15 protein-coding genes are annotated in these 17,627 nt (G+C 44.2%); all 15 read right to left on the bottom strand.

What is annotated here, in order from left to right:
* Nucleotides 1-14: 14 nt before the first annotated feature.
* Nucleotides 15-941 carry an orotidine-5'-phosphate decarboxylase gene (pyrF, locus tag AB5213_RS07955; protein ID WP_008372910.1) on the bottom strand — a complete coding sequence of 309 codons (927 nt, stop codon included), beginning with the start codon at nt 939-941 and terminating at the stop codon, nt 15-17.
* A 146-nt stretch (nt 942-1,087) separates the two neighbouring features.
* Entirely contained in the window at nt 1,088-2,293 is a 1,206-nt protein-coding gene (locus AB5213_RS07950) for a S41 family peptidase (RefSeq protein ID WP_175305343.1), read from the bottom strand.
* 32 nt (nt 2,294-2,325) lie between these two features.
* Nucleotides 2,326-3,507, bottom strand: coding sequence for a murein hydrolase activator EnvC (locus AB5213_RS07945; RefSeq protein ID WP_055156361.1), 1,182 nt, complete (start codon nt 3,505-3,507; stop codon nt 2,326-2,328).
* Nucleotides 3,508-3,533: 26 nt separating this feature from the next.
* Nucleotides 3,534-4,442, bottom strand: coding sequence for a permease-like cell division protein FtsX (gene ftsX, locus AB5213_RS07940; protein ID WP_173692316.1), 909 nt, complete (start codon nt 4,440-4,442; stop codon nt 3,534-3,536).
* Nucleotides 4,432-5,118, bottom strand: a complete 687-nt coding sequence (gene ftsE, locus AB5213_RS07935; RefSeq protein WP_008372900.1) for a cell division ATP-binding protein FtsE — start codon at nt 5,116-5,118, stop codon at nt 4,432-4,434. Before ftsE ends, ftsX begins: the two co-directional genes overlap by 11 nt.
* A gap of 34 nt (nt 5,119-5,152) precedes the next feature.
* Nucleotides 5,153-6,241, bottom strand: a complete 1,089-nt coding sequence (locus tag AB5213_RS07930; protein WP_055156356.1) for a CdaR family transcriptional regulator — start codon at nt 6,239-6,241, stop codon at nt 5,153-5,155.
* A gap of 228 nt (nt 6,242-6,469) precedes the next feature.
* Nucleotides 6,470-7,150, bottom strand: a complete 681-nt coding sequence (locus AB5213_RS07925) for a WecB/TagA/CpsF family glycosyltransferase (RefSeq protein WP_022220992.1) — start codon at nt 7,148-7,150, stop codon at nt 6,470-6,472.
* Nucleotides 7,151-7,262: 112 nt separating this feature from the next.
* Nucleotides 7,263-7,475, bottom strand: a complete 213-nt coding sequence (locus AB5213_RS07920) for a small, acid-soluble spore protein, alpha/beta type (RefSeq protein ID WP_022220993.1) — start codon at nt 7,473-7,475, stop codon at nt 7,263-7,265.
* Between the two features lie 142 nt (nt 7,476-7,617).
* Entirely contained in the window at nt 7,618-7,809 is a 192-nt protein-coding gene (locus AB5213_RS07915) for a PspC domain-containing protein (RefSeq protein ID WP_008372894.1), read from the bottom strand.
* Between the two features lie 89 nt (nt 7,810-7,898).
* Nucleotides 7,899-8,771: a DUF4097 family beta strand repeat-containing protein gene (locus tag AB5213_RS07910; RefSeq protein WP_173810800.1), complete on the bottom strand. Its 873-nt coding sequence runs from the start codon at nt 8,769-8,771 to the stop codon at nt 7,899-7,901.
* Nucleotides 8,768-9,607, bottom strand: coding sequence for a DUF1700 domain-containing protein (locus AB5213_RS07905; protein WP_368276576.1), 840 nt, complete (start codon nt 9,605-9,607; stop codon nt 8,768-8,770). Before AB5213_RS07905 ends, AB5213_RS07910 begins: the two co-directional genes overlap by 4 nt.
* Nucleotides 9,604-9,927 carry a PadR family transcriptional regulator gene (locus tag AB5213_RS07900; protein ID WP_008372886.1) on the bottom strand — a complete coding sequence of 108 codons (324 nt, stop codon included), beginning with the start codon at nt 9,925-9,927 and terminating at the stop codon, nt 9,604-9,606. Before AB5213_RS07900 ends, AB5213_RS07905 begins: the two co-directional genes overlap by 4 nt.
* A 446-nt stretch (nt 9,928-10,373) precedes the next feature.
* A complete protein-coding gene (locus tag AB5213_RS07895; protein ID WP_082424231.1) occupies nt 10,374-10,646 on the bottom strand; it encodes a DUF1294 domain-containing protein in 273 nt (90 codons plus the stop codon).
* Nucleotides 10,639-14,283: a helicase-exonuclease AddAB subunit AddA gene (gene addA / locus AB5213_RS07890; RefSeq protein WP_175305338.1), complete on the bottom strand. Its 3,645-nt coding sequence runs from the start codon at nt 14,281-14,283 to the stop codon at nt 10,639-10,641. Before addA ends, AB5213_RS07895 begins: the two co-directional genes overlap by 8 nt.
* The gene (gene addB / locus AB5213_RS07885; RefSeq protein WP_368276575.1) at nt 14,274-17,627 is read right to left on the bottom strand and encodes a helicase-exonuclease AddAB subunit AddB; all 3,354 of its coding nucleotides are present in this window, start codon (nt 17,625-17,627) and stop codon (nt 14,274-14,276) included. The genes addA and addB overlap by 10 nt, the downstream gene beginning before the upstream one ends.

The following is a 17,627-nucleotide window of genomic DNA, read 5'->3' as shown; positions in this document are numbered from 1 at the left end:
CTCATTCTTTTCTCTTATCTGTTCTCAAGCGCGCCTTTGATATCTGCTACCATGGCTTCTACTGCTGCACGGGATGCATCTCCAAAGTTCTCTGCACCGTATTTTGCATAAGCTTCCTGCTTATATGCTGCAATGATTCCTCTGGATGAGTTTACGATTGCTCCAAGTCCATCTTCATTGAAGAAATGAACCAGATCTTTTCCTTTTCCACCTTGTGCACCGTATCCCGGAACCAGAATGTAGGATTTCGGCATTACTTTACGAAGGACTTTTCCCATCTCCGGATAAGTAGCTCCCACAACTGCTCCGATGTAGCTATAATCATCACCCATGCAGTCTGCTCCCCACTCGGCAACCTTTTCTCCGACCAGTTCGTAAAGCGGACGGCCATCGATCAGCCGATCCTGAAATTCTCCACTGGATGGATTGGATGTCTTAACAAGGATAAAAAGACCTTTCTTCTCTTCTTTACATACTTCGATAAATGGCTTTACTCCGTCAGATCCAAGATACGGATTCACAGTAGCGAAATCTTCATCGAACGGTACATAGGATTTGCTTCCTACCTGAACTCTTCCAAGATGTCCAACAGCATATGCTGCTGAAGTAGAACCGATATCACCTCTCTTGATATCTCCGATAACAACAAGTCCCTTTTCTTTACAGTAGTCTACCGTCTTCTTGAATGCCTGAAGTCCCGGAATTCCGAACTGTTCGTACATAGCGATCTGCGGTTTAACTGCCGGGATCAGATCATAAGTCTTATCCACGATCTCTTTGTTGAACTGCCAGATAGCTTCTGCTGCTCCTTCCAAAGTCTCTCCATACTCTGCAAATGCCTTTTTCTGTACCTGCTCTGGTACATAGGAAAGCATCGGATCCAGTCCGACAACGATAGGTGCTCCTGTTTTTTTAATGTTAGCGACTAATTTGTTAATCATCTTATTCCCTCCAGTTTTCTATTTATATTTTTGCTGTAACAGAAAGTATTGTCCTTTTGTTACCTGAAAAAAAATATTCTTTACTTATGATATCATATTAAAAACTAAAAGGGAATGCCGTTTTCGGCATTCCCTCCGGATTTCTGTTATTGATTGATTTTATTTCTCACCTGTTCCAATGCTGCATCAAGCTGATTATCTGCATTCGGATTATTCTCATCCTGCTGATATTCAACTTCTACGTCCGGCGTAATTCCTTTTTTGTGAATATTTCTTCCATTCGGAGTATAGTACTCAGCCATTGTCAGCTTCACACAGGTTCCGTCTCCAAGATCAAAAATCTGCTGAACGATTCCTTTTCCGTAAGTTGTGGTTCCGACGATCGATCCAAGTCCGTAGTCCTGGATCGCTCCGGCAAAAATCTCGGAAGCACTTGCACTGTTGCCGTCAACAACAACCGACATCGGCTTCGTAAACTGGTGTTCATCATCCGATGAGATCACCTCTTCGTGACCACTCTTGTCTTTTGTTGACACGATCGTACCTTTTGGCAATAACAGATCCAACATCTGTGTGACTGTCGCAAGATTGCCTCCCGGATTCGCCCGAAGATCAACCACAAGTCCTTTCATCCCCTGGTCCTCCAGACTGCCGAGTGCACTCTTGAACTGGTCATAGGTCACACTGTCAAATTCCGTAACCCGGATATAACCGATCTGGTCATCCTTCATTTCAGACTTAACTGTCTCCACCTGGATTTTTCTCCGGGTAACCGTCATTGTCACTTCCTTCGCATCATCCCCACGCAGGACTGTGATATCAACAGTCGTATTCTCTACACCGCGGATCAGCTGTACAACATCGGAAAGATCCGTTCCACTTACATCCTTATCTCCAACCTTATACAGAATATCATTTACCTGGATACCTGCTTCATTCGCCGGGCTGTTCTCATAAACCTGAACTGCAGTGATCACCTTAGTTTCCTGATTCTGTGAAAAAACAACTCCGATTCCCGAATACTCTCCCGAAGTTGATTCCTGCAGGGATTTAGTCTGTTCTTCATCATAGTATACGGAATATGGATCTCCCAGTGCATTAATGTATCCACTGTAAAGTCCGTTCTCCAGATCTTCTTCTTTCAAATCATCTGTATAAAGATAATTTTCATCAATCAGCTTTTTCAGTTTATTCAGTTTTTTCTCTTCCTGCGCATTTACAACCTTTTCCTGACTGGTTCCAAGGTCTACACCTGCAACATTCATAATTCCAAGTGCCGCAGCACCTACCATAAACATGGCGAGGGCGCCTGCAAGCGCCCCCTTCCAAAAATTCTTTTTATTATTTTCCATCATTTACTCTTTCATACCTGTTATGTATTATCTTACAGATAGTTCAGTGGATTGACCGGTACACCACCTACATGAACTTCAAAGTGAAGATGTGGTCCTGTGGAAATTCCGGTCGTACCGACATTTCCGATCACCTGACCTCTTGCCACCGTCTGTCCCACGGTAACATTCATCGAACTCAGATGCTGATACCATGTCTGCATTCCATTACCGTGATTGATTACGATGTAATTTCCACGTGCACTGTTGTACTGTGCGGTAATAACGGTACCGGAATCAGCCGCATAAACTGCTGCTCCGTATCCTGCACCATAATCGATTCCGTCATGACCGGTTGTTGCACCTGCAGTCGGTGCCACACGTCCGCCAAAGCCACTGGTAATCGCTGCTCCCGGTACCGGATGTGTAAGTGATCCGGTTCCCGATGCACTTGCATTGCTGCTTGTATTGCCTGAGCCGCCTGAACTGCTTGTGCCTGACGAAGCTGATGCCTGAGCTGCCGCCGCTGCCTGTGCAGCCTGAGCAGCTGCCGTTGCTTCTGCTTCTTTTCTGCGGGCTTCTGCCGCCTCAGCTGCTGCAATCAGCTGCTTCAGCTTGTCAGCATTACTGCTGATCTCAGATGTCAGGTTATCGATCTGAATATTTTTATCAGCAAGAAGCTTTTCTACATTTGCCTGTTCTCCCGCAAGTTCATCCTGCAGGCTTTCCAGCTCTGCATACTCTTTTTTAAGTGCATTTTCTCTGTTCTCGACATCTTTTCTTGTATCTTCGTATTCTACAAGAAGTTCACGGTCGCATTTGGAAATCTTATTGATGTATTCTGCTTTGTTCAGCAGATCTGCAATACTGTTAGCTTCCATCAGGATCTCCAGGAATTCATTGCTCCCGTTCTCATACATATACTTGATACGCAGCTTCATCGTCTGGTACTGGTCATCTTCGTTGGCTTTCGCAGTTACCAGCTCTGTCTCTGCATCATTGATCTCAGTCTCTTTTGCAGTCAGATCTGACTGTGTCTTCTCCATCTTTGATACAATGGAATCCAGTTCCGAAGAAAGTTCCGACTTCTCCGCCTCAGCCGTATTCTTCTGCTGTTCCAGCTCCTGCTGCTTCTTTTTCGCATCCGAAATATCATCAGCCTGTGCCGGAATTACCATACTGAAGCAAAGCGTAAACGCCAGTAACGCCCCAAGTATCTTTTTCCCTCTTATCATATTCGTCTCCCTTAAATATTATGCGACTAGACTCTTAAGTGCTTTCTAATCGTAAAGAAACTTCCCACAAAACCAATTCCGATTCCCAGTAAAAGTCCGACCGGAAGCAGTGTCTTGTATACCTGCCCCACCGGAAGGAAATCCAGAATATTATTCAGCAGACTGAATTTTGTAAGAATATAAGTAATTGCTCTATTATAAAGTACATAAAGGATACCAAGCGGAATCGCCGCACCGACAAGACCGATCAGGATACCTTCAATGATAAACGGTGCCCGTACAAAACCATCCTTCGCACCGATATATTTCATGATTGCAATCTCTTCCCTTCGGACAGTAATACCCATTGTGACCGTATTGCTGATCAGGAAAATGGATACTGCCAGAAGAATCGCGATGATAACAACCGATACATACCATACCAGCTTGTTCACGCTGTTCAGTGTATTGGCTACGGTATCTGATTTGTTAACCTTGCGAACCCCGTCAAGGCTTTCCGCAAAGGAAACCAGCTTCTTCTGTGAAGCCACATCTGTCATATATACTTCATAGTTGTCAGATCCTGCCAGAGGGTTATCATTTTTAAATCCTTCTGCAAGGTCACTTGATTCGCCAAAATACTGATCTTTAAATGTCTCCCATGCTTCGTCCGCAGACACATACTTGATATCTTTTACACCATCCTGCTTTTTAAGCTGTGCGCCAATATTATCAATCTGCTCCTGCGTTGCATCATCATTAAAAAATACAGTGATTGCCACGCCTTCTTCTGCTTTGTGTACAATATACTGGAAGTTCATAATAATTGAGAAAAACAGTCCGAACACAAAGATACATGCAGCCATAGTTGCAACAGATGCCAGTGAAAACATCTTATTTCTTCCAATATTCTTAACTCCCTGTTTCGCGGAGTATCCAACTGTACTAATCCTCATGCTTATACCCACCTTCTTGTTCGTCGCTGACAATGACACCCTTCTTCATCGTAATAACGCGCTTTTTCATCTCGTTTACAATTTCCTGGTTGTGAGTAACTACCAGAACTGTAGTTCCTCTCTCGTTTGCTTCTTCAAGAAGTTTCATGATCTCCCATGAGTTGGTTGGATCCAGGTTTCCTGTCGGCTCATCAGCCAGCAAAATAGCAGGCTCATTGACAACTGCTCTGGCAATTGCAACTCTCTGCTGTTCTCCACCGGACAATTCCTTCGGGAACGCTTTGTACTTCTGTGCCAGTCCGACAAGTGACAGAGCCGCCGGCACTTTCTTTTTGATGACACGGGTTGATTTTTCTGTAACCCGCTGTGCAAATGCAATATTCTCATAAATATTGCGGTCTTTCAGAAGTCTGAAATCCTGGAATACAACGCCGATTCCTCTTCTGTACTGCGGAATCTGGCGATGTTTCATACGATTCAGATTCTGACCGTTGACAATAATCGTACCTGACGTTGGTTCGATCTCCTTCATCAGAAGACGTATCAACGTAGACTTTCCGGAACCGCTGTCTCCAACTACGAATACGAACTCTCCCTGTTCGATCCGAAGGTTGATACCATTGAGTGCAGCAATACCCTTCGAGTATTCCTTGGTAACTTCTTTAAGTTCTATCATATGCTCCTCCTAATTATCCATACTCCGATATAACTTAATACTCCAGTGTTTCCATGTATTTCATATATTTGACTACCATCAGCGCGATCTTAAATGTGATTGCGTCCTCAAATACGCGCAGATCCAGTCCTGTGCTCTTCTGCAGTTTGTCAAGACGGTACACCAGTGTATTTCTGTGAATATACAGCTGTCTTGATGTCTCGGAAACATTCAGGCTGTTCTCAAAGAACTTATTGATGGTCGTGAGCGTCTCTTCATCAAATTCGTCCGGAGATTTCCCCTCAAAAATTTCGCGGATAAACATCTTGCAGAGCGGAATTGGAAGCTGATAGATCAGTCGTCCGATTCCAAGCGCACTATATGCAATAACTTCCTTCTCGTCGAAGAAGATCTTTCCTACATCGAGCGCAAGCTTCGCTTCTTTGTAAGACTTGGATACTTCTTTGATGTCATTGACGATCGTACCATATGCGATACGGACATTCTCTTCTCCTTCTGCTTTCAGAAGATCAAGAATCTCATGTGCAGTCTTGTCCATCTCCGGATATCCATCGCCAGGACCTAATTCTTTTACTACGATGATGTTCTTCTCATCAACAGCTGTAATAAAGTCCTTGCCCTTTCCACCCAGAACAGAACGGAGACTGTCAAGCGCACTGACATCTCTTTCCCGAGAAGTCTCAACTATAAAGATATCACGTTTTACCTCTGTGTCAATATGTAATTTTTTGGCGCGATTATAAATATCCACCAGAAGAAGGTTGTCAAGAAGAAGGTTTTTGATGAAATTATCCTTGTCAAAACGCTCCTTATATGCTACCAGAAGATTCTGGATCTGGAAGGCTGCAATCTTGCCAACCATATAAACATCTTCACTGCCGCCATTGGCGATCAGAATGTACTCCAGCTGGTGTTCATCATAAATTTTGAAAAACTGATACCCCTGAATCACCTGACTTTCTGCCGGAGATTCTACAAACGAAAGAACGGCATTCTCATAATCTCCAGGCTCCGGAAATGTTGTCGCCAAAGTCTTTCCATCTGTATCCATCACTCCAAGATCAATCCTTGTAATTGATTTCAACCCTTCAATCGTATTCTGCAGTATCTGATTTGATATCATATTCTCTCTCCTCCATCCTCCGTGGTTCTATACACTTTGTACAATCTTCATCCCCCGCAACTGTGGACTTAGCCATATACATATAATACTTTAATACATATTACCAAAAAAATAAAGAGGAAATCACATTTTTTTATGCATTTCCTCAATTGAGTTTATTATAAAATTTATTCTATCAAAAAAGATTTTTTGATTTTTTTTATTATTTTCAGTCTTTTGTCGCTTCAATTATACTTCTTTTCTTTTTTGCTCTTTTTTGATCTCCCGTTTTAAAATCCTTTTACCGATAAAATTTTTCAGGTGATCTGCCCAGTTCTCACCATTTGCAAAGGAAGCAATACTATGTCCTGTTCCAAACCACATTCTGGTATTCAGCTGCTCTTTGCACCGGTAAACAAACTGTTCCTGCCAAGGGAAATCCATGCTGGCAATCACACAGTCTACTTCTCCGCCGTTGACCAGATTGGTGATCCTGTCATCCTCACTTTCGTCTGCCGGTACTGCTTTCATACCGACAACCTGAATCCCACTGTATGCCTCATGCAGATAGCCCTGCAGTCTGTCTCCTTCTTCCTCAGATCCTGCCAGTATAAATATCTTACAGCGGTTCTTATGAAAATAATGGAATACCATCTTCAGCATCGTCTGATCCTCCATCTCCTGGATCCGCTTTCTATCTGTGATCTTTGCAGCTTCAAGAATCGCCATATCTCCCGGAAGCAGAAGATCCAGTTTCTCCAGCTCTTCCTTCATACCGTCAAGCTGTGTCGCTCTCATCAGGGTATCCACCGTAACAATATCTACTGTGTTAAGTTCTTCTGTCTGCATATATTCTGCAATGATCTTCATCGCATCTTTTGCCGTACAGTTATCAAGCTGTACGTCCAGTACGTTCATTTTTTCATTCATTTGCCTCACCCGTTCCATTTTCTCGGTTTTTGCGGTCAAGCGATTATATCAAACATACAGTGCTTTTTCAACAAACGTTGCAAAATATTCACATTTTTTAAAATTTGTAATATTATTGTAAATTCCCAGTCTCATTCTTCCTGGATTTTTTTGAAATGATTCCTCCGATCCGCCCGGTTTCTTTTGATGACAGACTCTTCCAGCCATCTTCCAGAACCTTATCGAGAAGTCCAAGCTCCTCAGCAATCTCGTATTTTACCCGCTCACTTGTTTCCAGATTGGGGATATCTTCGCGTCTGATTTTCTTTGTCTTTGTGCTTTTCATACCTTTCAACTCCTTTTTCAGAGTGTTTCCCCAATTACGGATTTTATACATTTATACCTGATTATTATAAAAGAAGCCGAAAACATTACTTCCGACTTCTTCTCCTTCTGCCTTTTCTTTATCGGCAAAGCTCTCTTATTTTTTATTCTGGATCCGGAATGATAACTGCTGCAACAAAATAGGCAACCACGGCAGTCCCACAGCTTACGCAAGCCAGCAAAACACCTCCAAGCCGGATCAATGTAGGATCGATATTAAAATATTCTCCAAGACCTCCACATACACCGCAGATCTTACGGTTTGTTACGGATCTGTATAATCTTTTCTGTTCCATAAAAATTCCTCCTAAAAGTTTCTCCTATTTTTGTGTTTCTTCTATTATATATGTGTTTCATCTGATAGATTTTTCTGTCTATGTTAATTCTAATGGAAACGGATCTCCACGCTGCCTGCTCCGTTCGATATCTCAATCGTGCGTTTACTGCCATTATCGATTGACTTCTCTGTGCTTAAGCCGCCAAGATCTATATCTTCTCCAATTTCTATCGAACCGGCACTACTATCCAGTTCATAATTATAATCCTCCACTTTTCCTTCCAGATTCAGTGTGACGCTTCCAGCACCACAGTCAATGTCCACTTCTTTTTCCACTGTTCCATAAAAATCCAGACTTCCGGCACCTGTTTCTACATCTAACTCCTCTATATCTGCATTTTTTATTGTACAGCCTGATGCCCCGCTTTCAATCTTAAGGCTTTTCGCATTTAGTCCATCGATCTCTGCTGTTACTGCACCATATTCCATGTCCACCTGATCGAACTTGTAATCTCTTGGAAGATAGATCACAAGTATTCCCTTTACGTTTCTCACATTTTTGAAATCGAAACTGCTGCGCATTTTCATTGTTATTTCCAGAGTTTTCCTGTCATCGGACAGTCTTTTCTGCACTGCATTTTCCGTTTTCATCCTGGAATCATCCACATGGATCTTATCATCCGTCCCCGTCTTGATCTGTACCTCACTTGCACCGATATCAAGCTTCAGATTCTCTACGTTCGAAAATGTCTCCTCTGATACAACATTTTCTGTCTCTTCCGGCTCATCATCGTCGTCATCATCATCCCAATCTTCCTCGAAAGAAACGTAATCCTTTCTTATAATACCAATTCCATTCGGATATGCTTTTTCAAACTGTGAAAATGTGACTCCAAGACATAACGCAATGATACAAAATACAACTCCTGCCCCTGTCAGGCTTATAATAACTGTCCAGAAAATCTTCCATCCTTTTTTCATCTGCATTCACCTCTCTTTTTCTGAAATGGTATGCGACAAAGATTTACAAATCCACGGAACATCATTGGAATCAGTTTGATGCATCCCCATCCGATCAATACTGTAAATACTGCCCCAAGTGCCAGCAGCAGGCAGCCGACACCAAGCATTCCGATTCCAAGAGCCGGGGAATAAAACAGCTGACCAAATCCGTGAATCCCCAACAGAATCCCTACGGCTGCGGTTGCAACTGCTGCCACCCAGATCGCTATTGCTGATATTGCAAGTACGACCAGAACTCCAAATGCCGCCAAAAGAAGACCAAGTGCTGTCGGAACTACAATTGGAAGCCCAATCAAAAGGATACAGATGATCAAAATGATCTTGCCGGCACTGGATTTCTTCCGTGGCATTTCTGTCGTCTGACCCGCACCATATCCCTGATTTCCCGCATATGTATATCCCTGATTAGAATTGGCTGTATAAGAATACTGTCTTTCTGAAAATGGATTCCTGTCATTCTGTGACTGGCTTTCTCCACATGTCTCCGAATAGCTGTCTTTATAATAGCCATCTTTTCCCGCCGGATACTCACTGGTATCAAAACGTCTGTCCTGATATCCTCTCTCTCCGTACTCTCCATAACTTTCCGCCTCATCGGTATTGCCATTTATCCCGGCACGGATCGTTTCTGCAAGCTTTGCAGGACTTCCCAGCTCTTCGATTACTTTTTCTTCATTCTCGCTTCCGGCGTCATCAAAATAATCATTGTAATACTGCATTGCTTCTTCTCTTTCTTCTTTCGAAATTCCATGAAGCAGTGCATCTAATTCCCTCATATACTCTATACGGTTCATTCGGCTGCACCTCCCTCGAACATCTCTGTAATCTTCCTTGTGTAGTTCTTCCATTCGACTTTATATAAATTAAGCTGTGCCATTCCTTTTTCTGTAACTTTATAGTATCTGCGGTTTCTTCCGTCAAACTGCATATCGTAGACTTCCAGGCATTCATCTTTCTGAAGTCTTCTGAGTACCGGATACATCGTTGATTCCGATACATCCAGAACTCTCCGGACATCCTGTGTGATCTTATATCCATAGGTTCCTTCCTGTTCCCGTGATACAACGGCAAGCACGATTGCATCAAGAAGGGCAGCTCCGGTGTTAAATACCATATGATTCACATCCTTTTATTGTTTGTTATATTGTTTTGTTAAGCATATTATACGTTATATAATATAGTGAGTCAATATAATATTGTATAAGACTTTCTGAAGATTTCCTAAAGAAATGGGTGGGAGACGGATGGTGGGAGGGAGGTTGTGACAGCTTGCGGATAGAAATAAAGTCCCCCTCTTCCCACGGGGCGAAGGCATTCCGATGAGCCTCTGAATGCGAACATTGTGTCAGCAATGGCTTCCACAATGTTTGAGTCTCATCTCCATTGCCCCTCAAGGGAAGTGGTGGACTTTATTTCTATCTGCAAGCCGCTCAAGGTTATCGAATGACCAACCATCCGCTTGGGCGGGCTGCCAGGGCTGATGCTGGGGCGAAATTTGAAGGATTGTGAAAAGGGGACACACAGCGCCTGTAAGGCGACTGTGCTGGGGGATCAAATATTTTAAATATGGGGGTAAAGAAAATATGTAATTACTATTTGAATGATTAGAATAATAGGGATTCCTAATTTGAATTTCAGGTGGCGGGTTTTGTGGTGGTAGTGTTTCATGGCGAGGAGGGCGGCTGGGGAGCCGCCCAGAAGGGCCAGGAGGATGAGGGTGCGTTCGGGGATTCGCCATTTGTTTTGGCGGGCTTTGGTTTTATCGGCGGCGTAGGTGAAGTAGGTGATGATGTTGATCAATAGCAGGTATGCAAGGAGTATTATTTTAATCATTTTTGTAGTCCTCCAGGTGGATTTCTTTGCGAAGGGTGAAGGAGTAGATGATCTGTTCTTTTACTTTTTTCCGAATGATCTGTTCAAGGGCTTTGGTGTAAAGGCGGAGCTGTTCCCGGTAGCGGTCTTTTAGTTCGGCTTCGGTTTGTACACGGTCGGTTTTATAATCGAGTACGATGATTTCTCCGTCTTCTTCAAAGTAAGCATCAATAATTCCCTGGATCAGTACCATTTCACCCTTTTTCTGATCCGGATAAAATTCTTTTGCATCTACACCGAGAACAAACGGCTGCTCGCGGTAAAGTGTTTTTGCCCTGGCTGCATTTTGCATTCTTTTTCCCACATTCGTATTAAGAAACTCCATAATTTCTTTTTTTTGAATACACCCGGCTGTTCCCGCATCCAGGTATCCTTCGTTTTTCAGATTCTCTATGTTTTCCCGCAGTAAATCCATCGTATATATTTTCGAAAAATCGAGAAGCTCCATTACTTTATGATAAGCTGTTCCTTTTGTTGCTCCTTTTACCTCTTCTTCCTCTTTCATAAAATTCGGAAGGATTGGAACAATCTCCTCTTCCGGAATCAGTATTTCTCCATCTTCTTCTTCCGAAGCTGCCGCATATTTTTTCAGCTCTGACACGGTGTACTTCATTTTCAGCTGATCTTCACCCTGATACGGATATCTGTAGGAAAATGCTTCCTCGATTTTTGCCCGAAAACGTTCATCTGTCACAGACATCGGATGTTCTTCTGCTTCTATTTTTTCAAGGAACACCTCTTTTTCCAGATAATCTGCTGCTTCCTTATCCACTTCACCTTCTACAAGCGTATCAACACCAATCACTTTTAATTCGATTGGAACTTCTTCTGTTTTACGCACTGCCGCCGGAAGGATCCAGTCATAATAAGACGTTGCACGTGCAAGTTTTGTAAAGTCCAGTGTTTCTTTCTGACTATTTTCCTGTTCCAGCTGACAGGCTTCCAGTTTGTCTGCCGCATGTGGAACCGTTCCGGTAAGAATCAGCTTTTCCTTTGCACGTGTAAGTGCTACATAAAGCACACGAAGCTCCTCACCAAGATTTTCCAGACCGATTTCATTTTGAATAACTTTCTTTAATAGTGTCGGAGATTTGGTTCGCCGCTCCAGATCGATCGCATCGATTCCAAGCCCCAGATCCGGATGGATCACAACGCTTGCCGTGGTATCCTGAATGTTGAACCTCTTTCCCATTCCGGTCACAATCACAACCGGGAATTCCAATCCTTTACTCTTATGGATACTCATCAGACGAACTGCATCCGTCTGCTCATCGTAAAGCCCGGCTTCCCCAAAGTCTACATTATATTTCTTGAGCTGATCAATATAACGGACAAAATGATACAGTCCCTTATAACTGGTTGCCTCAAATGCCTTTGCCCTGGTGATCAGCATATCAAGATTCGCGCGCCTTCCTTTTCCTCCTGGCATTGCCGCGATATAATCCCGGTATCCTGTCTTTTTCATGATCTCCCACAGGAGATCATGGATTGCCGTGTACGGTATCCTCTCCCGGAAATAAAAGAGCCATCCAAATACATCGCGCACTTTTTTCAGAATGCCCGCCGGAAGATCTGTCTTTTTTTCCGGATCCGCTGTTTCCAGTACATTCTGATAAAATGGTACTTCTGCATTCAATTCTCTGATCTGTGCCAGTTCCTCATTTGTCATTCTTCCAAACGGAGATTTCAGCACCGCAACGAGTGGAATGTCCTGACGAAAATTATCAAGTACACGCAGATAGTCCATCATCCATCCAATTTCCAGAGTTTCAAAATACCCATCTGCCGATTCAGCCAGAACCGGTATTCCCTCATCCTGCAAAATTCGTGTAACAGTATCGGTCCACCCTGCAGGGCTTCTTGTCAGGATTACAATATCCTGATAGCGTATCGGTCGCAACATTCCCGTTTCTTTATCTACAATCTGCTGATTTTCCATCAGCTCTCCGATTCTTTGTGCGATCAGACGGACTTCCAGCTCTTTTGCCGTCTGGCTTCCGCTTCGCACAGAAAGCCCGGTATCTTCTTCCTCACTTTTTGTATCCAGAAGAAGGATTTCTGTCTCATTCTTTTCGGATTCCGGGTAAGAAGCTCCCACATAAAGTGCAGCATTCTCATCGTATGTGATCCTTCCAAGCTCTTCGGTCATGATCTGTCGGAAAATGAAGTTTACCGCATCCAGCACTTCTGCCCGGCTTCGGAAATTTTTGTGCAGATCGATTCGCCTGTTTCCTCCGTCCGTCAGACTGTAGGTATTGAATTTTTCCATGAAAAGCTCCGGCCTTGACAAACGGAAACGGTAAATACTCTGCTTCACATCTCCTACCATGAAGAGATTATTTTCCCCTCTGCTGATCCGGGACACACTGGTCAGGATCGCCTCCTGAATCAGGTTACTGTCCTGATATTCATCGATCATTACTTCCTCAAATGTATTCTGATACTCCTTTGCCACCTCAGAAGGCACTCTTTTTCCGTTTTCTTTTCTTGTCAGGATCTGCAAGGCAAACTGTTCCATATCCCGGAAATCGATCAGATTTTTTTCTGCCTTCTTAGCTGCAAGTACCCTCTGGTATTCTTTTACCAGACTAACCAGCTCATGCATCACCGGAATGCAGATTTTCCGGTCTGCTTCCATCTCAGATGGCGACTGGAAAAAATAATTGTTTCGAATATCATCGATAAGTTTCTTCCAGGTATCCCGATAGGCTCTTACCTGCTCTCTTTTTGTCGGATCTACTGCGTCATCTTTCTTTCTGGACAGAGTTTTCCATGCCGGCTTTTCTTTCAGTGCCTCATACATTTCTTCATAGCTCTTTGCCGCAAAAAGCTTTCTCAGAACTTTCTGATCCGCTTCCAGCATTTCTCCATACATATACGGTCCGTCCGGTTCCATGCAGATCTGGTCCGCTTTTTCCATCAGCATCTGCATATCCGCAACTGTTCTCCGGATATACTCCATCACCTTTTCAATATAAATGGCTTTTTCCCCGCTCTCTTCGTACATCCTTGCACAGTCATCCAGCCACTCCTCCGGATCCGGATAACTTCCGGCAAATTCATACAGTCTGCTGATGATTTCTTCCACCTGCAGATCTTCCCTTCCGGTTGCAAAAGTCTCCACAAAACGCAGGAAATCCTCGTTTCCTTCTTCATATTTTGCTTCCAGAAGCTCTTTCATCACGTCCTGCTTCAAAAGCTTTAATTCTCCTTCTTCCGCAATACGGAATCCCGGATCCAGATCGATCGTGTGAAAATACTCCCGGATCACAGACAGGCAGAAGCTGTGGATCGTTGTAATCTTTGCTGTATGGATCAGGGCAGACTGCCGCTTCAGATGTTCACTTGACGGATCCTCCTCCAGCTCCTTCTCAATCGCAGCACCGATCCTTTCTTTCATCTCAGCAGCCGCCGCCTCAGTGTAGGTCACGATCAGCATATGATCGACATCCACCGGATTTGCATCCCTTGTCAGCCTCGCAATAATCCGCTCCACCAGAACAGCAGTTTTCCCGGAGCCAGCGGCTGCTGACACCAGAATATTATGATCGCGCAGGTCGATCACCTGCTGCTGTTCTTCGGTCCATTTTACTCCCATGTCTGCTTCTCCTCTTCCAGCTTCGCCATAATTTTCTCCATTACAATTTCCTTCGGAAGCTTCTCAAGCTTCCGGTATTCATATCCTTCGATCTGCTCATCAAATCCGCAGATATCCCGGTATGGGCAATACGTACAGCCATTTTGTGTACCCATCTCATACGGCAGTGCCTCCGCCTTTCCGCGGTACATTGCTCCCTGAAGATCAGTCCGTCTTTTCTGTGCATAAGTCAGCACTGCATCAAACTCTTCCGGCAGGAGCATTTTGGATGCTTTGGAATAGCCGCTTTTCGTCTTTCCTGCCGGAATCACAAGCGAATTCCCCGAAAAATCCGCATCCAGTCTCTGAATCACGGCATCCTCCTGACGGATGATTCCATCCAGCCGAAGCTCCTTTAAAATTGCCTCTTCCAGTTTTTCTTCATCCAGCTCTTTCCCGACGATCGGATCCTTCATCCGATAGTAGAAAATGCCTGCCGGCACAATCTTTTTACCCGGATGTTTTCTTTCCTCCAGCCGGACTGCTTCTTCCATATACACCACCAGCTGCATCTGCAGACCATGATAAAAAGCTGCCATATCAAAACTCTTTGCCCCGGTTTTATAATCCAGGATCTTCACATAGACCTGATCTTCCGTCTCACATGTATCGATCCTGTCAATCTTTCCGCTTCCAAAGCTTACCTCATAGCCCTCCGGTTTAAAGCTTCCCTTCCGAAGCTGCTTTGTCATCGCCCAGACCGTCCGGTTCATCATACGTTTCATACGTGGCACGATATACGCGTTCCGCGCACTGCTGTAGATTACGGTATTGCTGTAATCTACGATACTCTCATCCACGCTTTCCGACGCAAACTGTTCCTGCTGCTCCTTTGTAACCTCAGTCCATTCCAGGCCTTCCCGTTCTACCCGTCGGGCATATTTTTCCAGTGCTTTATGAAAAATATTTCCAAAATCAAGAGCAGCAAATTCATAGACCTCTCTCTCCTTAAGGCGAAGTCCATAGGTCAGAAAATGCGCACAGGCACAGGCAGCAAATTTCTCCAGTCTTGAAATGCTTGGTGCCCAGTCTCCATAAAGCTTCCGTGCGGTCTGCAAAGTCAGATTGTCCTCCGGCCTGCGGTATCTGCTGATCCTTGCCAGATCGTGCACCTTTTCGTTCCAGTCCTCCTGCGCACAATACCAACGGTACAGCTCCTGCCAGCTGCCTTCCTCCATCTTTTTCGGGTTCTGTAATCCTTCGATCAATGACCCGATCCCGGTCTGTGGAAGCATTTCTTTTGTCTCCATCCCATACTGATCCATATTAAATACAGGAAGCTTTGTATACATCCGCTTCAGATCCCCGATCAGATATGCCGCCCTCCTGCTCTTTCCATCGGCCGATACTTTACTGTAGGTCAGCATCAATTCTTCCGTCGGCTTTGTCATGTGCAGATACAGATAAAATTTCTGGATGTAACTTTTTTCTCTTGTTCCCGGTGCAAGCGCAATTCCTCTTTCTTCAAAACGCTCCCGGTCTCTGTCTGAAATCAGTCCACCTGCGGATGCATTTCCCGGAATCAGAGAATCATTGACTCCCAGAAGGATCAGCGCCCGGATATCTTTCAGTCTCGTTCGCTCAATATCTCCTGCCATCACTTCATCCAGACTTGGCGGAATTACACCGATCCTTGCCTCTTCCATTCCGGCATCCAGAAGCTCCCTGTACTCTTTGAGCGCAATCCGCTCATCTCCAAGAAGACTTACAAACTTGTCAAACAGCTCCATCACCACACGATAGATCTGTGCATATTCTTTTGCAAGTGCAAGCTCTCCTGCTTCTGTAAATTGATTCTCCAATACTTTTACCTGCTTCTGGATTTCTTCTTTTTCCAGAAATTCACAGATTGCAAGCGTCACATCCCGCACTGTCTTCTGACGCTGCTTTAAGACAAACACCAGCTCTTCTGTTTTTTCCACAAAGCATACCCGGAGATGATTCAGTACCTCCAACTCTTCCTCGGTCGTATCCTTCGCTCTGCGGATCCATTTTTCCTGCCATTTTTTGTAACCACGGATGCCCAGCGCAAGTACATAATTTTCCAGAAGATCCAATTCCTCACCGGTAAATCCGACCAGATCCGTTCTTAAGAAACGGAACACACTTTCTGCAGAAAAATTCTGTTCTGCCATCGCAAGAAGACTCCGGATATACTCCACAAAAGAATTTAAAAGTACATTCCGCTTATAATCCATGAAAACCGGAATCTCATACTCCCGGAAAGTCTTCTCGATCTCATCCGCATAGAGATTCATGTCACTTGCGATCACCGCGATCTCCCGGTAACGATATTCTTTCTTACGAATTAAAAAACGTATCCTCTGGGCAGCGCATTCTACTTCCATCCTGGGATTTGCCGCTGCATAAACCCGCACATTTGACTGCTTTTCCCTGTAAGTCCTGCCACTGTAACGGAACAGTTCCTTCTCCAGAAATGCAAGTGCCGGCGCATTTCTAAAACGCCAGACCGGCTCCTGGTACAGACAGACCGGCTCTTCGACCAGCACCTTTTCCTCCCCTGCAATCTTCACAAGAGACGTCACCATCTGCTTACTCAGCGCAAACAGCTGATACTTGTCTTTCATCACGTAAGGATCTTCCCTCTTATCCATCGTGACAGTAATCATCACCTTCTGACAATGATGCAGCATTTCCCCCAGTACCTTGTTCTGAAGCGGCGTAAATCCGGTAAACCCATCCAGCGCGATCACACTGTCCTTCAGCATTCTCGATTTGTCCATCACATTGCAGAGAATGTCCAGAATTTCTTCTTTTGTAATATATTTATCTGCAAGATATTCTTCAAATGCCTGATACATCACCTGGATATCCTTCAATTTCCAGGCAAGATACGAAGACTCATCTGCCTCCGTGATCATATCATCCATGCCATCCGGGGAAATGTTGTACTGCGTCAGCTCGGAAATAACGGATTTCACCTCACTGATGTAACCTGGCTTTTTGATATTTCCTTTTAAAACCTTTAGCGAATCTTCTTTTTTCCCCGCGAGTCGCCTGAGAATCAGATTCTTTCCTTCATCATCCAGAATCTCCCTGCTTCCATTCCCTGTTTCTTCCAGAACACGAAAAGCAAGACGTGCAAAACTCAGCACGTCTATGTTCATAATTCCATGTCTCGGATGCCGCAGGACCAGTTCCTTCTGCGTCTGCATCGTGAACTGTTCCGGCACCAGAATAATATAATTAATATCAGGATGTTTCATTGATTCCCGAATGATATGTTCATATAGATAATGTGACTTGCCCGAACCCGGATTTCCAAAAATAAACTGTAAAACCAT

Source organism: Coprococcus sp. RTP21204st1_G4_RTP21204_210225, assembly GCF_040915385.1.
GTDB lineage: Bacteria > Bacillota > Clostridia > Lachnospirales > Lachnospiraceae > Allocoprococcus > Allocoprococcus comes.
Note: the sequence above shows the minus strand (reverse complement) of the source record. Positions and strands in the feature narration are given on the sequence as shown.

What these genes read in the sequence shown, in the direction of transcription:
- pyrF (WP_008372910.1), bottom strand. Translation starts at nt 941, where the DNA reads ATGATTAACAAATTAGTCGCTAACATTAAAAAAACAGGAGCACCTATC.
- AB5213_RS07950 (WP_175305343.1), bottom strand. Translation starts at nt 2,293, where the DNA reads ATGGAAAATAATAAAAAGAATTTTTGGAAGGGGGCGCTTGCAGGCGCC.
- AB5213_RS07945 (WP_055156361.1), bottom strand. Translation starts at nt 3,507, where the DNA reads ATGATAAGAGGGAAAAAGATACTTGGGGCGTTACTGGCGTTTACGCTT.
- ftsX (WP_173692316.1), bottom strand. Translation starts at nt 4,442, where the DNA reads ATGAGGATTAGTACAGTTGGATACTCCGCGAAACAGGGAGTTAAGAAT.
- ftsE (WP_008372900.1), bottom strand. Translation starts at nt 5,118, where the DNA reads ATGATAGAACTTAAAGAAGTTACCAAGGAATACTCGAAGGGTATTGCT.
- AB5213_RS07930 (WP_055156356.1), bottom strand. Translation starts at nt 6,241, where the DNA reads ATGATATCAAATCAGATACTGCAGAATACGATTGAAGGGTTGAAATCA.
- AB5213_RS07925 (WP_022220992.1), bottom strand. Translation starts at nt 7,150, where the DNA reads ATGAATGAAAAAATGAACGTACTGGACGTACAGCTTGATAACTGTACG.
- AB5213_RS07920 (WP_022220993.1), bottom strand. Translation starts at nt 7,475, where the DNA reads ATGAAAAGCACAAAGACAAAGAAAATCAGACGCGAAGATATCCCCAAT.
- AB5213_RS07915 (WP_008372894.1), bottom strand. Translation starts at nt 7,809, where the DNA reads ATGGAACAGAAAAGATTATACAGATCCGTAACAAACCGTAAGATCTGC.
- AB5213_RS07910 (WP_173810800.1), bottom strand. Translation starts at nt 8,771, where the DNA reads ATGAAAAAAGGATGGAAGATTTTCTGGACAGTTATTATAAGCCTGACA.
- AB5213_RS07905 (WP_368276576.1), bottom strand. Translation starts at nt 9,607, where the DNA reads ATGAACCGTATAGAGTATATGAGGGAATTAGATGCACTGCTTCATGGA.
- AB5213_RS07900 (WP_008372886.1), bottom strand. Translation starts at nt 9,927, where the DNA reads ATGGTATTTAACACCGGAGCTGCCCTTCTTGATGCAATCGTGCTTGCC.
- AB5213_RS07895 (WP_082424231.1), bottom strand. Translation starts at nt 10,646, where the DNA reads ATGATTAAAATAATACTCCTTGCATACCTGCTATTGATCAACATCATC.
- addA (WP_175305338.1), bottom strand. Translation starts at nt 14,283, where the DNA reads ATGGGAGTAAAATGGACCGAAGAACAGCAGCAGGTGATCGACCTGCGC.
- addB (WP_368276575.1), bottom strand. Translation starts at nt 17,627, where the DNA reads ATGGTTTTACAGTTTATTTTTGGAAATCCGGGTTCGGGCAAGTCACAT.